Annotated in this window: 16 protein-coding genes; 8 read left to right on the top strand and 8 right to left on the bottom strand. The window is 46.8% G+C overall.

What is annotated here, in order from left to right:
- Positions 1 to 151: 151 nt before the first annotated feature.
- From QT974_RS02595 to QT974_RS02585, 3 genes are all read left to right on the top strand, one after another.
- Complete coding sequence (locus QT974_RS02595) at positions 152 to 1129, top strand: heme o synthase (protein WP_333466969.1); 978 nt, start codon at positions 152 to 154, stop codon at positions 1127 to 1129.
- Between the two features lie 218 nt (positions 1130 to 1347).
- Entirely contained in the window at positions 1348 to 1587 is a 240-nt protein-coding gene (locus QT974_RS02590; RefSeq protein ID WP_333466968.1) for a hypothetical protein, read from the top strand.
- Positions 1584 to 1844 carry a type II toxin-antitoxin system RelE family toxin gene (locus QT974_RS02585; protein ID WP_333466967.1) on the top strand — a complete coding sequence of 87 codons (261 nt, stop codon included), beginning with the start codon at positions 1584 to 1586 and terminating at the stop codon, positions 1842 to 1844. The genes QT974_RS02590 and QT974_RS02585 overlap by 4 nt, the downstream gene beginning before the upstream one ends.
- A 23-nt stretch (positions 1845 to 1867) precedes the next feature.
- Here the strand turns inward: QT974_RS02585 and QT974_RS02580 are convergent, their stop codons facing one another.
- Entirely contained in the window at positions 1868 to 2170 is a 303-nt protein-coding gene (locus QT974_RS02580; RefSeq protein ID WP_333466966.1) for a DUF433 domain-containing protein, read from the bottom strand.
- 64 nt (positions 2171 to 2234) lie between these two features.
- Between QT974_RS02580 and QT974_RS02575 the strand changes: the two genes are divergently transcribed.
- The 3 genes from QT974_RS02575 (at position 2235) to QT974_RS02565 (ending at position 2935) form a co-directional block, all read left to right on the top strand.
- Positions 2235 to 2444: a DUF433 domain-containing protein gene (locus tag QT974_RS02575; protein ID WP_333466965.1), complete on the top strand. Its 210-nt coding sequence runs from the start codon at positions 2235 to 2237 to the stop codon at positions 2442 to 2444.
- A complete protein-coding gene (locus QT974_RS02570; protein WP_333466964.1) occupies positions 2434 to 2634 on the top strand; it encodes a DUF2283 domain-containing protein in 201 nt (66 codons plus the stop codon). Before QT974_RS02575 ends, QT974_RS02570 begins: the two co-directional genes overlap by 11 nt.
- Before the next feature lie 61 nt (positions 2635 to 2695).
- Positions 2696 to 2935, top strand: coding sequence for a DUF4926 domain-containing protein (locus tag QT974_RS02565; RefSeq protein ID WP_333466963.1), 240 nt, complete (start codon positions 2696 to 2698; stop codon positions 2933 to 2935).
- A 123-nt stretch (positions 2936 to 3058) separates the two neighbouring features.
- Here the strand turns inward: QT974_RS02565 and QT974_RS02560 are convergent, their stop codons facing one another.
- Together QT974_RS02560 and QT974_RS02555 are read right to left on the bottom strand one after the other, a co-directional pair.
- On the bottom strand, positions 3059 to 3898 hold the full coding sequence (locus tag QT974_RS02560; protein WP_333466962.1) for an ATP-grasp domain-containing protein: 840 nt from the start codon (positions 3896 to 3898) through the stop codon (positions 3059 to 3061).
- A gap of 215 nt (positions 3899 to 4113) precedes the next feature.
- Positions 4114 to 4347: a hypothetical protein gene (locus tag QT974_RS02555; protein WP_333466961.1), complete on the bottom strand. Its 234-nt coding sequence runs from the start codon at positions 4345 to 4347 to the stop codon at positions 4114 to 4116.
- Positions 4348 to 4459: 112 nt separating this feature from the next.
- Between QT974_RS02555 and QT974_RS02550 the strand changes: the two genes are divergently transcribed.
- Positions 4460 to 4789, top strand: coding sequence for a DUF433 domain-containing protein (locus tag QT974_RS02550; protein ID WP_333466960.1), 330 nt, complete (start codon positions 4460 to 4462; stop codon positions 4787 to 4789).
- 50 nt (positions 4790 to 4839) lie between these two features.
- Here QT974_RS02550 and QT974_RS02545 read toward each other — a convergent pair whose 3' ends face one another.
- The 5 genes from QT974_RS02545 to QT974_RS02525 all read right to left on the bottom strand — a co-directional run bounded on the left by QT974_RS02545 (position 4840) and on the right by QT974_RS02525 (position 12915).
- The gene (locus tag QT974_RS02545; RefSeq protein WP_333466959.1) at positions 4840 to 5175 is read right to left on the bottom strand and encodes a XisI protein; all 336 of its coding nucleotides are present in this window, start codon (positions 5173 to 5175) and stop codon (positions 4840 to 4842) included.
- Complete coding sequence (locus QT974_RS02540; protein WP_333466958.1) at positions 5163 to 5579, bottom strand: element excision factor XisH family protein; 417 nt, start codon at positions 5577 to 5579, stop codon at positions 5163 to 5165. The genes QT974_RS02545 and QT974_RS02540 overlap by 13 nt, the downstream gene beginning before the upstream one ends.
- 48 nt (positions 5580 to 5627) lie before the next feature.
- Positions 5628 to 5975 carry a XisI protein gene (locus QT974_RS02535; RefSeq protein ID WP_333466957.1) on the bottom strand — a complete coding sequence of 116 codons (348 nt, stop codon included), beginning with the start codon at positions 5973 to 5975 and terminating at the stop codon, positions 5628 to 5630.
- Positions 5976 to 6094: 119 nt separating this feature from the next.
- Entirely contained in the window at positions 6095 to 8953 is a 2859-nt protein-coding gene (locus QT974_RS02530; RefSeq protein ID WP_333466956.1) for a zinc-dependent metalloprotease, read from the bottom strand.
- Positions 8954 to 9360: 407 nt separating this feature from the next.
- The gene (locus QT974_RS02525) at positions 9361 to 12915 is read right to left on the bottom strand and encodes a hypothetical protein (RefSeq protein ID WP_333466955.1); all 3555 of its coding nucleotides are present in this window, start codon (positions 12913 to 12915) and stop codon (positions 9361 to 9363) included.
- Between the two features lie 625 nt (positions 12916 to 13540).
- Between QT974_RS02525 and QT974_RS02520 the strand changes: the two genes are divergently transcribed.
- A partial coding sequence (locus tag QT974_RS02520) for a hypothetical protein (RefSeq protein WP_333466954.1) occupies positions 13541 to 14493 on the top strand: 953 nt, incomplete at its 3' end.

Genomic DNA, 14493 nt, shown 5'->3' with positions numbered 1-14493 from the left:
AGCGAGTCAAACTTGCGTCCGCCGGACGCCGACTAAGAGGGGCGCGTTTATTAATGCTTTTACCTACAGCAAATATCTCTCGTAAAACCCGCGCCTACAGCCCAATAAGAAATGACAACAAGTGACAACTAACAACCAATAATTAATAACAATGCAAGAAGTTCTTACAAACAATACCCCTCGCCTCCACGAAAACTTTTCGCAAGTGGTGAAAAGTTACTATCAACTCACAAAACCGAGGATTATTTTACTGTTGTTAATCACCACATCAGCAGGAATGTGGATGGCCGCCAAAGGAGAAGTCGATCCGCTATTGTTGGTGTCAACGATCGCAGGAGGCGCTTTAGCTTCCGCGTCGGCGAATACGATTAATTGCATTTACGACAGCGACATCGATTATATTATGGAGCGCACCCGCTGGCGGCCGATTCCTTCCGGGCGCGTCAAGAAACGGGATGCTTTGATATTTGCGATCGCCCTAGCTACAATCTCCTTTACATTGCTGACAGTTGTCGCCAACTTATTAGCAGCCTTGCTAGCAATGTCGGGCATAGTTTTCTACGTCCTAATTTACACCCACTGGCTGAAGCGCCACAGCGTCCAAAACATCGTCATTGGCGGTGCAGCAGGGGCGATTCCGCCGCTAGTTGGGTGGGCTGCGGTGACGGGAGATTTGAGTTGGGGTGCGTGGCTGCTGTTTGGGATTATCTTCCTGTGGACACCGCCGCATTTTTGGGCCTTAGCAATGATGATTCGCGACGAATACAAGGAAGTAGGCGTGCCGATGTTGCCGGTAATTGAGGGTGACGAAGAGACAGCCCGCCAAATTTGGATTTACACGTTATTGATGCTTCCAGCAACTTTGCTGTTTGTTTATCCGCTGAATTTAGCGGGCCCGGTGTATGCGGGAACAGCTATTTTCCTCGGTGCTATTTTTGCCCAAAAGGCTTGGTTGCTGTTGCAGACTCCTGAAGATAAGACTGTTTCGCGATCGCTCTTCAAATACTCTATTCTGTACCTGATGCTATTGTGCGCTGGAATTGTGGTTGATAGTTTGCCTGCAACTCATCACTTTACTACTGCTGTTGTCCACAATGTGCACACTTTAATTAGTGCAGTTGTGATGTAGTCTTCTGTTAAATTGCAATTGTCAAAATGAAGCCCGCACCTTGCGGGTTTTGTTTGTGGTAAAATGGCGGTAGTCATTCTCCCATCCGCGTTAATCTGCGTTAATTGGCTTGAATCTGCGGTTAAAAAAAGAGTAAATGAACAGGAAAGAAATCATTAAACTAAATGCTGACTATGGTAGCCACCCGCGTGTAAAATTAAAACTGGAGGAAAGTTCTGATGGCTGAGAATACCGTGAAAGTAGACATCTCATTCCAATCACTGCTGGAAGCTATTTCATCGCTGGGAATTGCTGAAAGATACAAAATATGGGAATTTTTGGAATCTGAATTATTCCCGGATGAAGATGATTCTCCCGAAGACATTGCCGAAATTCAAGCGGCCCGTGCTGACTACAAAGCTGGAGATTACACAACTTTCGATCGATACATGGCCGGGCGGGCAAATAAATCCACATGACTTACACCATCCTGACGCCTAAAACTGTGCAAAAGCAGCTAGATGCCCTGCCCAATGATGTCTGCGATCGTATCGCTGTCAAGATTTTGCAACTTGCCGAAAACCCGCGCCCAGATGGGGTAGTCAAGCTGAAAGGTGCTGACAATGAGTACCGTATTCGGATCGGTGATTATCGCGTTCGTTATGAAATCGGCGATGAAGAACTAATCATTCTCCTATTACAATGCAAACATCGGAAAGATGTTTACAAAGCATGATGTTTCTTCACCTATTATCTCACTCATGCTTCTTTACCAAAGTTGCTGTACAAAGCTTCTAGACGCTTGGCTTCTGCTGCTTGATGGATCAAATCAGTTTCAATTTCCGTGGTGTTGGCATGATAGTAAGTTAATGCGGCGTAGACTTCGGCGAGGGTGAGATGAGAAATGCGATCGCAAATCTCTTCAGCAGTCAATCCTCGCTTGTACCAGGTTACAATCCGACGAACGGTAACGCCTTTACCGACGATGTGGGGACATCCGCCATGCAGTCCGGGAGTGCGTGTAATGAGCGTACCAATGTCAATAGATATTGCTGCGGTCATAAATAAATTTTAGAATTTTAACTATACCTATAATAGATGAAAACCCGATCGAGGCGAACTGGTTATGAACTGGAAAGCACACATTCACTCAAATCCTAAAATTCTGCTTGGCAAGCGTGTAATTAAGGGGACACGAATATCAGTGGAGTTCGTTCTAGGTCTATTTTCAGAAGGTTGGACGCAGCAACAAGTTCTCGAAAACTACCCAACGCTTAATGCTGAATCTATCCAAGCGGTGTTTGCTTTCGCGGCGGAGAATCCCAATGAAAGTTAAATACGATGCAGAAGCAGACATTCTGATTTTTATCTTCCGTGATGCGTTTCCAGTCAATGCTATCTCTGAACCTGGAGGCGTGATTGTCAGTTATGACGAAACTGAGGAACCAGTTAGCATCGAATTTCTCAATGCCTCCAAACGTCAATTGTTTAATCCTCAAGAACTCATACTAACGATCGCAATTTAGCTGATGCACTTTATCGAGATGGCACGGCAATATTGTCAGCTTAATAAGTGAGGATACTATAATGACATTACACGAGTATGATGTTGTTGCCTTGACCGCAGAAATTCAGGCAACCCACAAAGAAACCTCTGGGCCAATTTTGCTCCGGCCCGGACAAGTTGGCACTATTCTGATGAGCTTTGACGATCGCGCTTATCTAGTAGATTTTGCCGATGCTCAAGGTAATACCTATGCAATGGAAACCGTTCCCTCAGAAAAACTTATGCAACTCGTTTATGAGCCACTTCCTGCCTACGCCTAGCCTACAAATAATACTTTACAGAGTATTGAGGTCGAAGTGGCGATCGCAGAATTATATCGCGGTGTGAGTTTCGATCGATTGAGCAACGGGTAATTTTGACGTTCGATCGCCAGGTGCAAAATATTATATCCCTTGCTGCTTCTCGACCCACCGCTTGCAGGCCGCTTCTGATGCTTCTCTCACAACTAAGCTCAAATCACACTCATACAAGGCTGAACACGATAGAAAATTAATCTCTAGAACGTAAGCCAAATTACCAGAACAACAGATATCTAGAACCCAAATTGGGTCGGGCTGCCATTGTTGTTGCGCCACCGCTTCGGCTACTTGTCGCACAATCTCAGGCATTCCAGATTGATAGTAAGGTTTCTCAATCTGCCGATATTGAGAAGCACACAATATTTGCCCTTGGGCAATAATCACTCGCCATTCTGCTTCAATGGACTGTTCCGGTGCAACTACCACCAAAATGTTCGGATCTTCGAGGTAATGGCGTTTCATAAAACTGTCTAAGTCCCTCAATTCTCTAGGAGAATACAGACTACCTGCAAAAGGTTTAAGTGGACTGTTGGGACGGATAAACAAATGTTTGCTCTCCTCAAGATTGAAAAGAAATTTAGGCTTTTCAACCACAGAGGAAGACAACTCTGATAGTGGCAAAATATAACCCCCTGCATTCAACAGCCAAGGTTTAAGATGAGGATAATAGGCTGTGCAATGATAATGTTCAATAGTCCCGATAATTCCTGGTGTCCAAGACAAATCCCAACTGATAATTTGTTCAGCTATATAGAGTGATCCATAGAAGATGACACACTCTGTTTGGGGAAAGAAGCGTTGATAGTCTGTGATGCCTCTGGTATAGTCAACAATCTTAACATTGTGTCCTTGCTTGCGAATCTCCGTTGCAAGTGGAGCCATAGAGCAGCCAAATACACCATCTTCTAGAATCCAGCTAACCATCTAGCTACCCTCCCCCAATTCCTATGGCAGATTAATTTATTATGGTAGCGCAAATTTTGGCTAAAAATTAGGAGCGATCGCCCACACGACTCTTGTTATCATTAAAATCAATGGCTGCAAAAGTGAGCTTAGATTATGCTTGCCCTCATCTCACCATAAAAAATTCAATGGGGTGCGGCTTCTGTAATACGCTTACCTCAAACCTGGCAAGATTATCAGAGTTTGTACGATCGCCGAGGAGACGCTTCTATTCCGCCTATTAATGAAAGGTGAATGTCATGCAAGCCAAACTTCAAGAACAACTTTCTCCTGCTGATGCCGAAGTCATGAAAGAGACGCTTACCAGAACGAATTAAAGCGCCTCCGATCGCGCGTGCTGCCGAAATTGAAGATCCGATCGCCATTTCGATCTTTGGATCGCCATTTCGATCGCCAGTTTTCAAGGGCACAGAAGCATTAGGTTTCGTAGATTGCAAACCAGGACGGGGGCAGTAAAAAGGTGAAAGCCCGATCGCTAAAATTCCGCCTACAATAATAAGTAGTTAAAATCCCAAAAGATGTATGCCAGTTGTAGCAGTTAAAACTTACATAGAGTATCAGAATGATGCTTATTGGGTTGAAGGAACTCGGATTTCTCTTGACTCGATCGCCTATGCTTTCCAACAAGGACTATCGCCAGAAAGTATTGTTCAGTCTTTCCCACTACTGACACTGGAACAAGTTTATGGGGCGATCGCCTTTTATCTAGCCAACCGCGCTGAAATCGATGCTTACTTAGCCACCGAAGAAGCTGCATTTGATGCCATGCCTCAACCTCTACAAACCAGCGATCCAGCTTTGTACAACAAACTGATTGCAGCTAAAGCAGCAAGACAGCAGGTGCGATCGTGAATGTGCGCTATCAAGCTGATGCTGACTTGAATCTTGGTTAAGACGAGAAACTATGCGATCGCATATCCAGTATATTCTCGAACTTCCGGTGGATGGAAAGCCAGAACAATGTGGTCTTTTGGTACACCAGCCGCGACGAGTTCAACCGTGATGCCATCTTCGATGCCGTCATAGTGAATCCAAATTTTGTCCCCGATAATTTGGACATGGGTGACGCAACCGTGAACGCGCTTTTTACGATCCCAACCTTCATTGAAGAGTAGAAAATGAGTCCGCTCGGCATCAATGATGACATATTGCTGAATGTCGCCATGACTATAAGAGATAGCAGCATGATCTTTGAGAATTTTCTCAACTGTATCTTGATAAAATTTTAGTCTATCCATTGAACAATCTCCTCTGTTTCTGAATCGAAAATAATCAGGTTAATGCTCTTTTTACGAAGTACCATTTGACATATCTCTTCTGAGAAAAAACCTGCAAATACGGTTTGGGCGATTGCTAGGTAAAGGACTCGTTCTGGATCTTCATCCTCCATAATCAGATAGTATAAATCGTATTGACCGAGTGCCTTTTCTAACTCGCTGACAAGTGATGGGTCGAGGAAGCTTTTGATTTCAACGGCAATTTTGCGCCCTTGCTTCTCGGCTGCGAAGAGCTTTTTTGCACCCAAATCAACGTAGACTGAACGTCCTCCAACTCTAAGCTTGAAAGGATCGTCAGTAATTGTCCAACCGTCTTTGATCAAGGCGGTGCAGACAGTATCGTGATAAAAGTCTTTGGCGGGCATAAGGGCTGTTATGTTTATCTATCGTCTACGACACGAGTTCCGCAGAGGTTAGGCGATCGCATATCCAGTATACCCTCGAACTTCCGGTGGATGAAAAGCAAGCACAATGCAATCTTTGGGCACGCCAGCAGCGACGAGTTCGTCAGTGATGCCATCTTCAATCCCATCATAATGAATCCAGATTTTGTCATTGCGGATTTCGGCGTGAACCACAGTACCATGAACTCGCAGATGATTTTCCCAACCTTCATGTATCAGCATAAAATGATTGCGATCGCGACTGACCACCAAATACGTAATCACATCCCCATAAGTATAAGGAAGATCCGCATAGTATTGGAGAATTTTCTCCAACATTTCACGCCATTGGTCTAGGGATTGATTTGCGGTTGCCATTGGATAATCTCCTCCTTATTATTCTAACTTTACTGAGATTCTCAGAAACCGGGTTTTTAGCAAATTTGCGATCCTCTAACGAAATATTTTCGTAAAAACCCGGTTTCTGGACACATATATTAGTTCGACTGAATCTGTGCGTTCAAAACCTTAGAAATTCGATCGCGCGTTTCCTCCAAATGAGCCCGCGTATAAGTATCCGCATTCTTGTCCAGATTGCGAATACTCTTGCTCAAACCCTCCCGCAACTGCCGCAACTCGTACCAAGCCAGAGTCCGCGCATCCTCAGGTGCACTGGTTTTTCGCAGCACCATTCCGATTAAAATTGCCAAATGTTCTCGCTGTAACGATCGCCGAAAAGTCGAAATTTGCATCTTCTTTTCTGGCTGCAAAACCTCTTTCCAAATATCCTTTTGTAAAGTATCGAACAATTCTGGCAACCTCAAAGCGCTTTCCGGCGCTGATTTTAACTCCGCATCCCGCAGCCTCGTCAGTCGCACGGGAGATAGCAAAAGTCGCAGTACAAATCGCTGCATAAAAGTAATTCGATCGCCGATCGGGTAATCTAGAGGAAACACCAAAGCCGGACTTCCCCAGTGCTCCCAGCGTGCAGGCGCTAATTTGTTGAGCAATTCTGGCGCAAAACTAAACGCATCGCTTGCAAATACGTACTTGTCCAGTGTAGCCAAAGCTTCTCGTTGCTGCCCCAGGGCGATCGGCACAAACGGTAACTTCCCATTGCTATCACCAGGGCGACTCCGACTAAACGACTGCCCGCCTACGTACAAAGTAGTATTCATCACCTGATTCATATAATAGCCGAACACCGAATCAAACATCACCCGCAGTTCGTTATAACCATTCTCCCCAACCGGAACGCGCTTGGACAAACGCTGCCACATCGCCCTAGCATTATCCATTTGCCACTGCGAGTATTTAAGCATATTACCGCTGAGATCGAAGCTGTTGGCAGCGGGATCGAGATTGTCAACAGTATCCTCATCCGGCGCATAAGCTAATTGCGGTTCCCCCGCGCCGCTGGCAATTTGTTGCAGCGCTGGTAAGTCGCTGTTGGGGTTGGCGCCGCCAAGAACTTTGTAACCGTACTCGATCGCCCAATCGTCATAAGGCCCTACAATCTGTGGATAATAATCGCCCTGTACAGTTCCTGGAGGTGCCAAATTAATCGGCAGGTAATCCATCACCGAGGCCACCATACCTTGCGTGCGAGTTAGCTGAGTATTGTTCAAATCCTCCGGTTGCAGCATCGTACTTCCATGAAAATTGTGCCTCAAACCAAGAGTGTGACCGACTTCGTGCGCCGTCAAAAATCGGATATAATCATTAACATAATTTTCAATTACTCCACTGCTAGGCGCGGCATTTTCCAACAGATCCATCGACATTGCGCCGATCGCAAACTGGCGGCTCGATTCCAACCCAAAACACATATCCGAACTCGACATCAACCGATCTAAAGGCGAGCGCTTTTGCGCTTGATATCGTTCTACCAAAGTCGGCAAATCGCCAGCAATGGCAGCTTGAGAATTGTCGCCGTTGACTTGGACTAAATCCGCATTTTCCAGCACGTTCAAATAGCGAGAATATATCCCGAACTGACAGGGATTGGTATTAGAGCCGTTGCGCCCTTGAAAGCTCCTTGCTAGCGATCGATTTTGTTCCACCAAAGACCGATAGCCCTGCTTAATTTGCCGGACAATATTTGCATCCAACAAAATATCAGCATCCAGAATTTCCCCAGTCAGCGGGTTAGTGCGAGAAGGCCCAATTCCGGCAAATTCCGGTTCAAACGAACTCGACCACCTAATAGTATTGTAGCGGACATCCGCCGGGTCCCATTTAGCATTGTCCGGCATTTGTTTGACTTGAATAGCCTCAGTAAAACCAGCTTTTTCAAAAGCTTTATTCCACTCCAAAATGCCCTCGCGAATGGCATTTCGGTATTCCACAGGCACATTATTTTCAATCCAAAACACGATCGGCACCAGCGGAGGCGACATCGGCGCCGTGGGGATTTGCTTTTGCAAATGCCAGCGATTGATATAGCGCACAAAAGGCTCGCGGCCGCTTTTGTCAGAAAAGTCCTTATATGCTGTGAGAAAATAGCCGACTCGCTCGTCTGCAAGTCTGGGGCGGTAGCCATTATTCAGCGGCACTTCCGAGAAACTGTAGTGAATGCGGAGGTTAAAAGCCCGACTGTCAGGAACCGAAGGTAAATAGGTAACTGCACTGTCATTATCACTGGAAAAACCGTAAATAGAAGCAATTTCAACATTCAGCGGAAACGCTTTCACGTCTTTAAAATAAGATTTGTCTTCATCTATCGAGTAAGCCGCGCCCAAAATCCTCGGAAAGATTGCTTTTAAACCGGGTAAATCGCGCTTTTCGCTCATCAGCAAATCGCCTAAGTCGATCAGCAGAGTTTGTGTTTGCGGATGAATGCTTTTGAGTGGCAAAGAATAGAGAATCGACTCGCTAAATGCCCTTTCTACCGAACCCGCTTGCGGATCGCCCGCACTGGTGCGAAAATTAATATTCGGTATGACAAACTGCACATTATTCTGGACGCGCCTCAGTTGAAATAAGAAATCTCCGAAAGGCAATCCGCTCAGAATGCCGCCTTCGCCCAAACCCGAGGCTAATGTCACAAAACACAGAAATTTTTTGTCTAGTTGTTGCGGTTTAATTTCGAGATAAACTTTATTGGTTGCTGGATTGCGGTAAAGGGTAAACAATCCCTCCAACTTTTTTGCGTCTTTGACAACTTGTTCAAAGGGTTGTAAAGGTTGCTGTTCGCTGCTGGACGGAGCTGATAAAGCAAAAGGTAAGAATAAACTTTTATACAAACTAAATAAGAAAAATGCTAGAGATAATATAAAAAATATCAAAGGCAGCTTTTTGGAATGATTTTTACTCAGTTTTTTTCTGCTATTTTCAAAAAAAATTAATCTTTTCATGTTCAGTATCCAGTCGCAGGAAAGAATAGTTTTGATAGATTCGCGTCGCACGAGTTGTGAGTTAGATCCTGTTCGGTAGATTGCGATAATAAAAACAAATTTAATTGTGGTTAATCGATCGCACACGATATTCAATGAGAATCAGAAATATTGCTGAAGCCGTTTTTACAACAATAGTTAAATCATGTAACTTCTAACAATTCTTCGGAAGCTTTCATGGCTAGCGCGCTTGGACGCTAGAAACCGGGTTTCTACGCGAATTTTGTGTTGAGAAACCAGAAATCTTGGTAGAAACCCGGTTTCTGATATCTGCGTGCGTCTTGGACTACTTCTTTTGCTCTCCCTCGAACATAACAGACAATCTAGATGCGCAGTAGCCGACTATCCCTATCCTGATAAATAATCTGTTACTTCTTCACAGGCCAGGGAATCATCGGATCTTGAGCCAACCGCTTAGAAACTGCAACTGCACCGTAACGGTTGAGGTGGCTGGGGTCGGAAAAAGATTCCCGCGCTTGGGGCCACAATAAACTATTATCTCGGAAAATTAGTTTGGTTTGCGCTGCTAGTTGTTGCATATATTGGCGGAATTCTTGTTCGTAACCTGTCCGCACCGGATCTAAATAATCTTCGGTGAGGGGCATATTCACAAACACGAGATTGATGTTGCGAACTTTGGTAAATTCGATCAGATTTTTGAGTGCTACGGTTTGTTCCCCTATCAATTTAAAATCTTGATAGTCGGAGTCGTAATATCCAGATACTTTGGCGTGTTTCTGAAAGTAAGTATCGGGACTGAAGCGGATGTCGATCGGCAAAAAGCCGTTTGGTTGAAAATCGCTGGGTGCTTTACCCGCACCAGTTGGCTGGGCGTCTTCTGTTGTTTGTTTATCCGCGCCCGCGGTTTGGGCGCCCTCGGTTGCGACAGGGGCTGATGGATTGGCGAGCGATCGCAAAAACCCTTTGAGCCGAGATCGCTTTTTGTAAATTGCAGAACTATCCACCAACTTTTGATTCAGCAATTGCTGAACTTGCGCTTGATTTTCTGCTAAATTGTGCACTAATTCACTAGCAGTCGCTACCGGATTGTTAGCGGTTTCCTTCGATGTTGGGGATTCTAATTGATTGGTGCGGATCAGAAAACTGCCGCGGGCCAATTGTCTGTAACCTTCGGAAGAAGCGATCGCGCTAAAAGTCAAATCCGGGCGCCCGCTGTTGAGAGCTCTCGCCCCGTCGGCCAAAACCAGCAATTTCGGCAATTGTTGCGGTGGCAAAATCCGGCGCACGATCGAATCTACCACTTGTAGAGTAGCGCCGTTCACCCCAAAATTGTAGGCTTTGAGGCCCGGATAGCCCCCAGCGGCCAAAGCCTTTTCCAAAACCTCCGGGTCGATGCCCCGCAGCGCCCTCGAACTGCCGACAATCAGGATATCCGGCGGTTGTTTGTGCTGGCGGATGTACGCTTGGTAGCGCGCAATCTGCTCGTCTAGCTGCTCGCTCCTCAAAGTCGGGAAGGCCCCAGCAGCAGAAACATCAGCCACAGGAACGCTAGTATTGCCGGGTTTTGTAAACCCAGAGCCGTTAAAAGCCGCTTCCCTGAGAGCCGACGGATTTGGCTCCAACGGAATTTGAGGTAAATTTAGCTCTTCAGAAGAGGCATCCGGCTGCGGGGATGCGGGAGTCGCTACGGAGCTCTGAACGTCTGGTAAAGGAGTGGAGGAAGGATTTTGACATTTTTGGTCAGTGCAAACTTCAGAAAGACTAGGAGCTTGACTGACCGCTGCTGATTGCAAAAATAGACCTAGGAGCCAATCGGTATTAAAAACTAGCAGACAGCCGGCGATCGCCCAAATCAAAGCCATGCCCGCGGCGCGATCGGCTCTCACGCCACCGGGCGCCGCAGCATTCGTTGACAAACCCTCATTGGGAACAAACAAACCCGAAGCCACAAGCGGCTGCACCGCAGCCTGAACTAACTGCTCGCCCAGCTTATGTCCCGGGAGTCGGATTTTGAAGCCGGGCCGCCAGGAGTTGGGCGCTGGAGCATCGAACACCAAATTCTCGCCCAAACCCGAAAAACTCCCATCCGTCACCGACGGCGCAAACTCCGGCACCGATTCCTTGGACAACACAGTTTGTTGCGACGGAGCCGGTGCAGGTATTGGCGTTGATGCCCCATCCACCGCCGTTCTCAAGTCGATACCGTAGCGCCACAGGGGAAGTTTCTGGCCGGCGCGGCGCCCGTAGACTCGCACTCCTGTCACTCCCGGAATTTGTAACTGCCGCAAGAATTTTGCCACCGACGGCCCTACCTTCGACTGAGCAGGGCAAGTCAGAGCTTCTGTCATCACGTGCAGCACTTCGTTTTTGTGGAGGGCCACAGCTCGAATCCCTCCGGTTTCCAGCTTGCGGCCCAGATTTGGATTGAGCAACCTGTTGAGCAAAAAAGTCAAGGCTAATTGGTCGCCTTCGGCTGCCAAGATTCTTGGGCTGGCGGCCAAGTCGGGGTGGTGGGCTGCGGGCAAATCTACCCAGTCGATCCACACCGGCGACTCCGGCTCGGTTTTGCTGTCGCTGGTTGGTTCTACGCCGTAGATCGTCGCGGCGCGGATGCCTTGGGGCGCAAAGGAGGCTAGCAAAGGGGCGATCGCCTCTGTGGTTTGCTGCTTGTCGGGGTATTCTTGCCGTTTGGGTTTTTGTCCTTTTTTGGCAGTTTTGCTGCAAAACAGGTGCAGCGTGGCTTCTTTGAGGGTAGCCCGCACTTCGATTTTCGATGCCGCCAAGTGTTGGTTGAGCAGCTTGGCGATCGCAGCCACATCTCCCCAGCGAGCCCATTCTTTGAGAATTGTGTCCGGTGGCGTCAAATCTACTCGCAGCACCCAGTCCGGCTTCGCTTCGCCTCTGACTTGGCTGCCGATGGCGGCTTCGACTACATCCTCTAGTTGCAGTTTCCGCAACCTGCTGGCGATCGGCTCTGCGAGCAAGGAGGGATCGGGGCTGTAAGCTGACTCGCACAGCACCAGCAGCCTGCGCTCCTGGGACTTGAGAGTTGGCGGCGCAGTTGCGTCCGAGGTTTCTCCGCTGTTTTTGACTTCTTTTTCGCGAATGCTGACTTTCACCGAAACTCCCATCGGCCCGAGGATTTCGCTGAGATAGCTGGCGATCGCATCTGGATAGCCCCGGCGCGCCAAAGTTTCCGGCGAAACAGTCAATGTGCCACCGCCATCGCCCTCATCCGAGTCTGTTTCGGGGGATTGAATCAAAGCCACCGCGCCGCGACTTACCTGCTGCTGCGCCCCTCTTTGCGGTGCTGGCCCTGCTGCGGGGGGACTGAAAGTTTCCCGCCCTCCTGCGGTGTCGATCGTCACTGGGGAAGTTTCAAACACTTCTGGGTATTCAATCCGGTTCTTAAGGGGGAAACTTTGGCTGTCAAAATCCATTTCTTCCCGCACCTGTGGCGGTTGGGCCGGGGTTTCTACGGATTCTGATTTCAGTTTGAAGTTGCGGTTTTCATTTTTAAATTTGCGGAAGAATCCGCCGCCTTTAGGACTTGCTGGCGGTGGGTTCTCGGGGGGACTTGCTGGTGGCGGCACTTCGGAAACCTTTAGTTGCGGTTCCGGTTCCGGTGGCTGTGGCTGTGGCTGTCGCTGTTTACCGCTGCAATCGAGCCGGACTGTCCAATCATTTTGGCGGGAACCAAGTTTGCGGCCGCACAGAAATAACTGGTAAATTTTAGCTCCATCGGGGAGTAGTCGCGTTAAATCAGTTTGTTCGATCGCGCCCTTAAATCTCGCCGTCACCAATTCCTGAGACGGACACGCTGGCGCTTCGCACAAAATATGCAGGTGATTTCCGCGCAACCGCGCTTGTACCTGCACTTCGGGCAGCCCTAAAGCTGCCGCGGCCCACTGCGATGCGGGCGATCGATTGTCTGCCAATATACTCCCGTTCGCATTCAACATGGGACTTTAAATTTCGTCAAGGCTGGTTTCGTCTTCTAGAAATAGCACATTTCGTCCGTATTTTGGCATATATTAGGCTTCACTTAGGCGAAGTCATCAATTATTGGTCGTTAGTAATTATTCAGAATTGCACCACGCTTTATATAGTGTGCCTGCGTCCAAGACTGTACAACCTAGTTTATAAAGGCTTGACTGTGCGATCGGCTTCTTCGTATTTTCACCAACAAGTCAGAGGACTTATTATACAACGGATGTGGAGGTTCATTTGGGCGATCGCTCTCAACAGCCGAAAATTCGTAGTGCAACACTTCAAAGTGCAGAAGGTAAATTAAAGTTTTGATAAAGATGCCAGAAACCCCTTGCGATCGATAAAAGTTATTGATAATCTGATAGATATCATCTGCTTATCACAGAGATAATAAAAACTAATTCATTTGTATCCATCAAATTTTTGTCAGCCATACTGGTAGGTTTTTACCTGTGGATATCACATCTTATATCCTCAGCATCAAAGGCGAAAACTCTAGCATGGCATCGACTCGATTCGCTTGCAAAATTTCAAAAATTAACATCCTCAAATCCAGCATTTTTTAGCCACTTTCACAGTCAAGAAAGGAATTAAATCATGTTAGAAATCGAAGCATCTACTCCAAAACTAACCATCAACACCTCCATCATTCCCGACATTGCAGAAAATCTGCAACCAAACAAATACACCAATAATTCTGCTGCACTCGCTCCGACAAACATCATAGCAACGCAAGAAAAGTCATCCACAAACTCCAGCCTTCAACTATTATCAGAAAACACCCCAACCCTCGACAAAAGCCCAGAAAAAGTTGCTACAAAAGCAGACATAGACAGCTTCATCCTTAACAAAAATTCAACGCCAACAATCAACAGCATCGCTGAAAACCCACAAACATCCACCTCAAAAACAGACACAATAACAGGTGATAAAGCCCAGCCAGCCACTCACAACAACATTCCTTCCGAATCTAGTATTTGCCAAACAGACAAAACAGCTCAAACTAGCTTAGATAACCTCTTAGATTCCAGCATACCAGACAAAGAGCAAAAATTAATAGCTGACGCCACACCCGAAACCGAGACTAAATTAGCAGAAAAAAAAGTAGATACTGCTTCCATAACAAATCCTGTTGAAACAAAAACAGAAACATCTCCCGTAGTTGAAACCAAAAAAACCGCAATTTCCGAAATTCCGAATTCCATAACAACTCCGACTGAGACAAAAATCGAGAATTCCCCAGTAACCGAAACCAAAAACTCGACTGTTTCCGAGATTTGCAACTGCGCCACAAATCCGACTGAAATAAAATTAGAAGAATCCCCCGTAGTTGAAACCAAAAATCCCACAATTTCCGAAATTCCCAATTTCGTGACAACTCCGGCTGACACAAAAAACGAAAAATCTTCCGTAGTTGAAACCAAAAATCCCACAATTTCCGAAATTCCCAATTCCACAGCAACTCCGACCCAGACAAAAACGAAAAATTCCCCAACAACAGAAGCCAAAAATCCCACAATTTCCGAAATTCCCAACTCTGCGACAAATCC

Origin of the sequence: Microcoleus sp. BM001215392, from assembly GCF_036700185.1 — a bacterium.
GTDB lineage: Bacteria > Cyanobacteriota > Cyanobacteriia > Cyanobacteriales > Microcoleaceae > Microcoleus.
The sequence above is the reverse complement of the archived record's forward strand: the minus strand, read 5'-3'. Positions and strand labels throughout refer to the sequence as shown.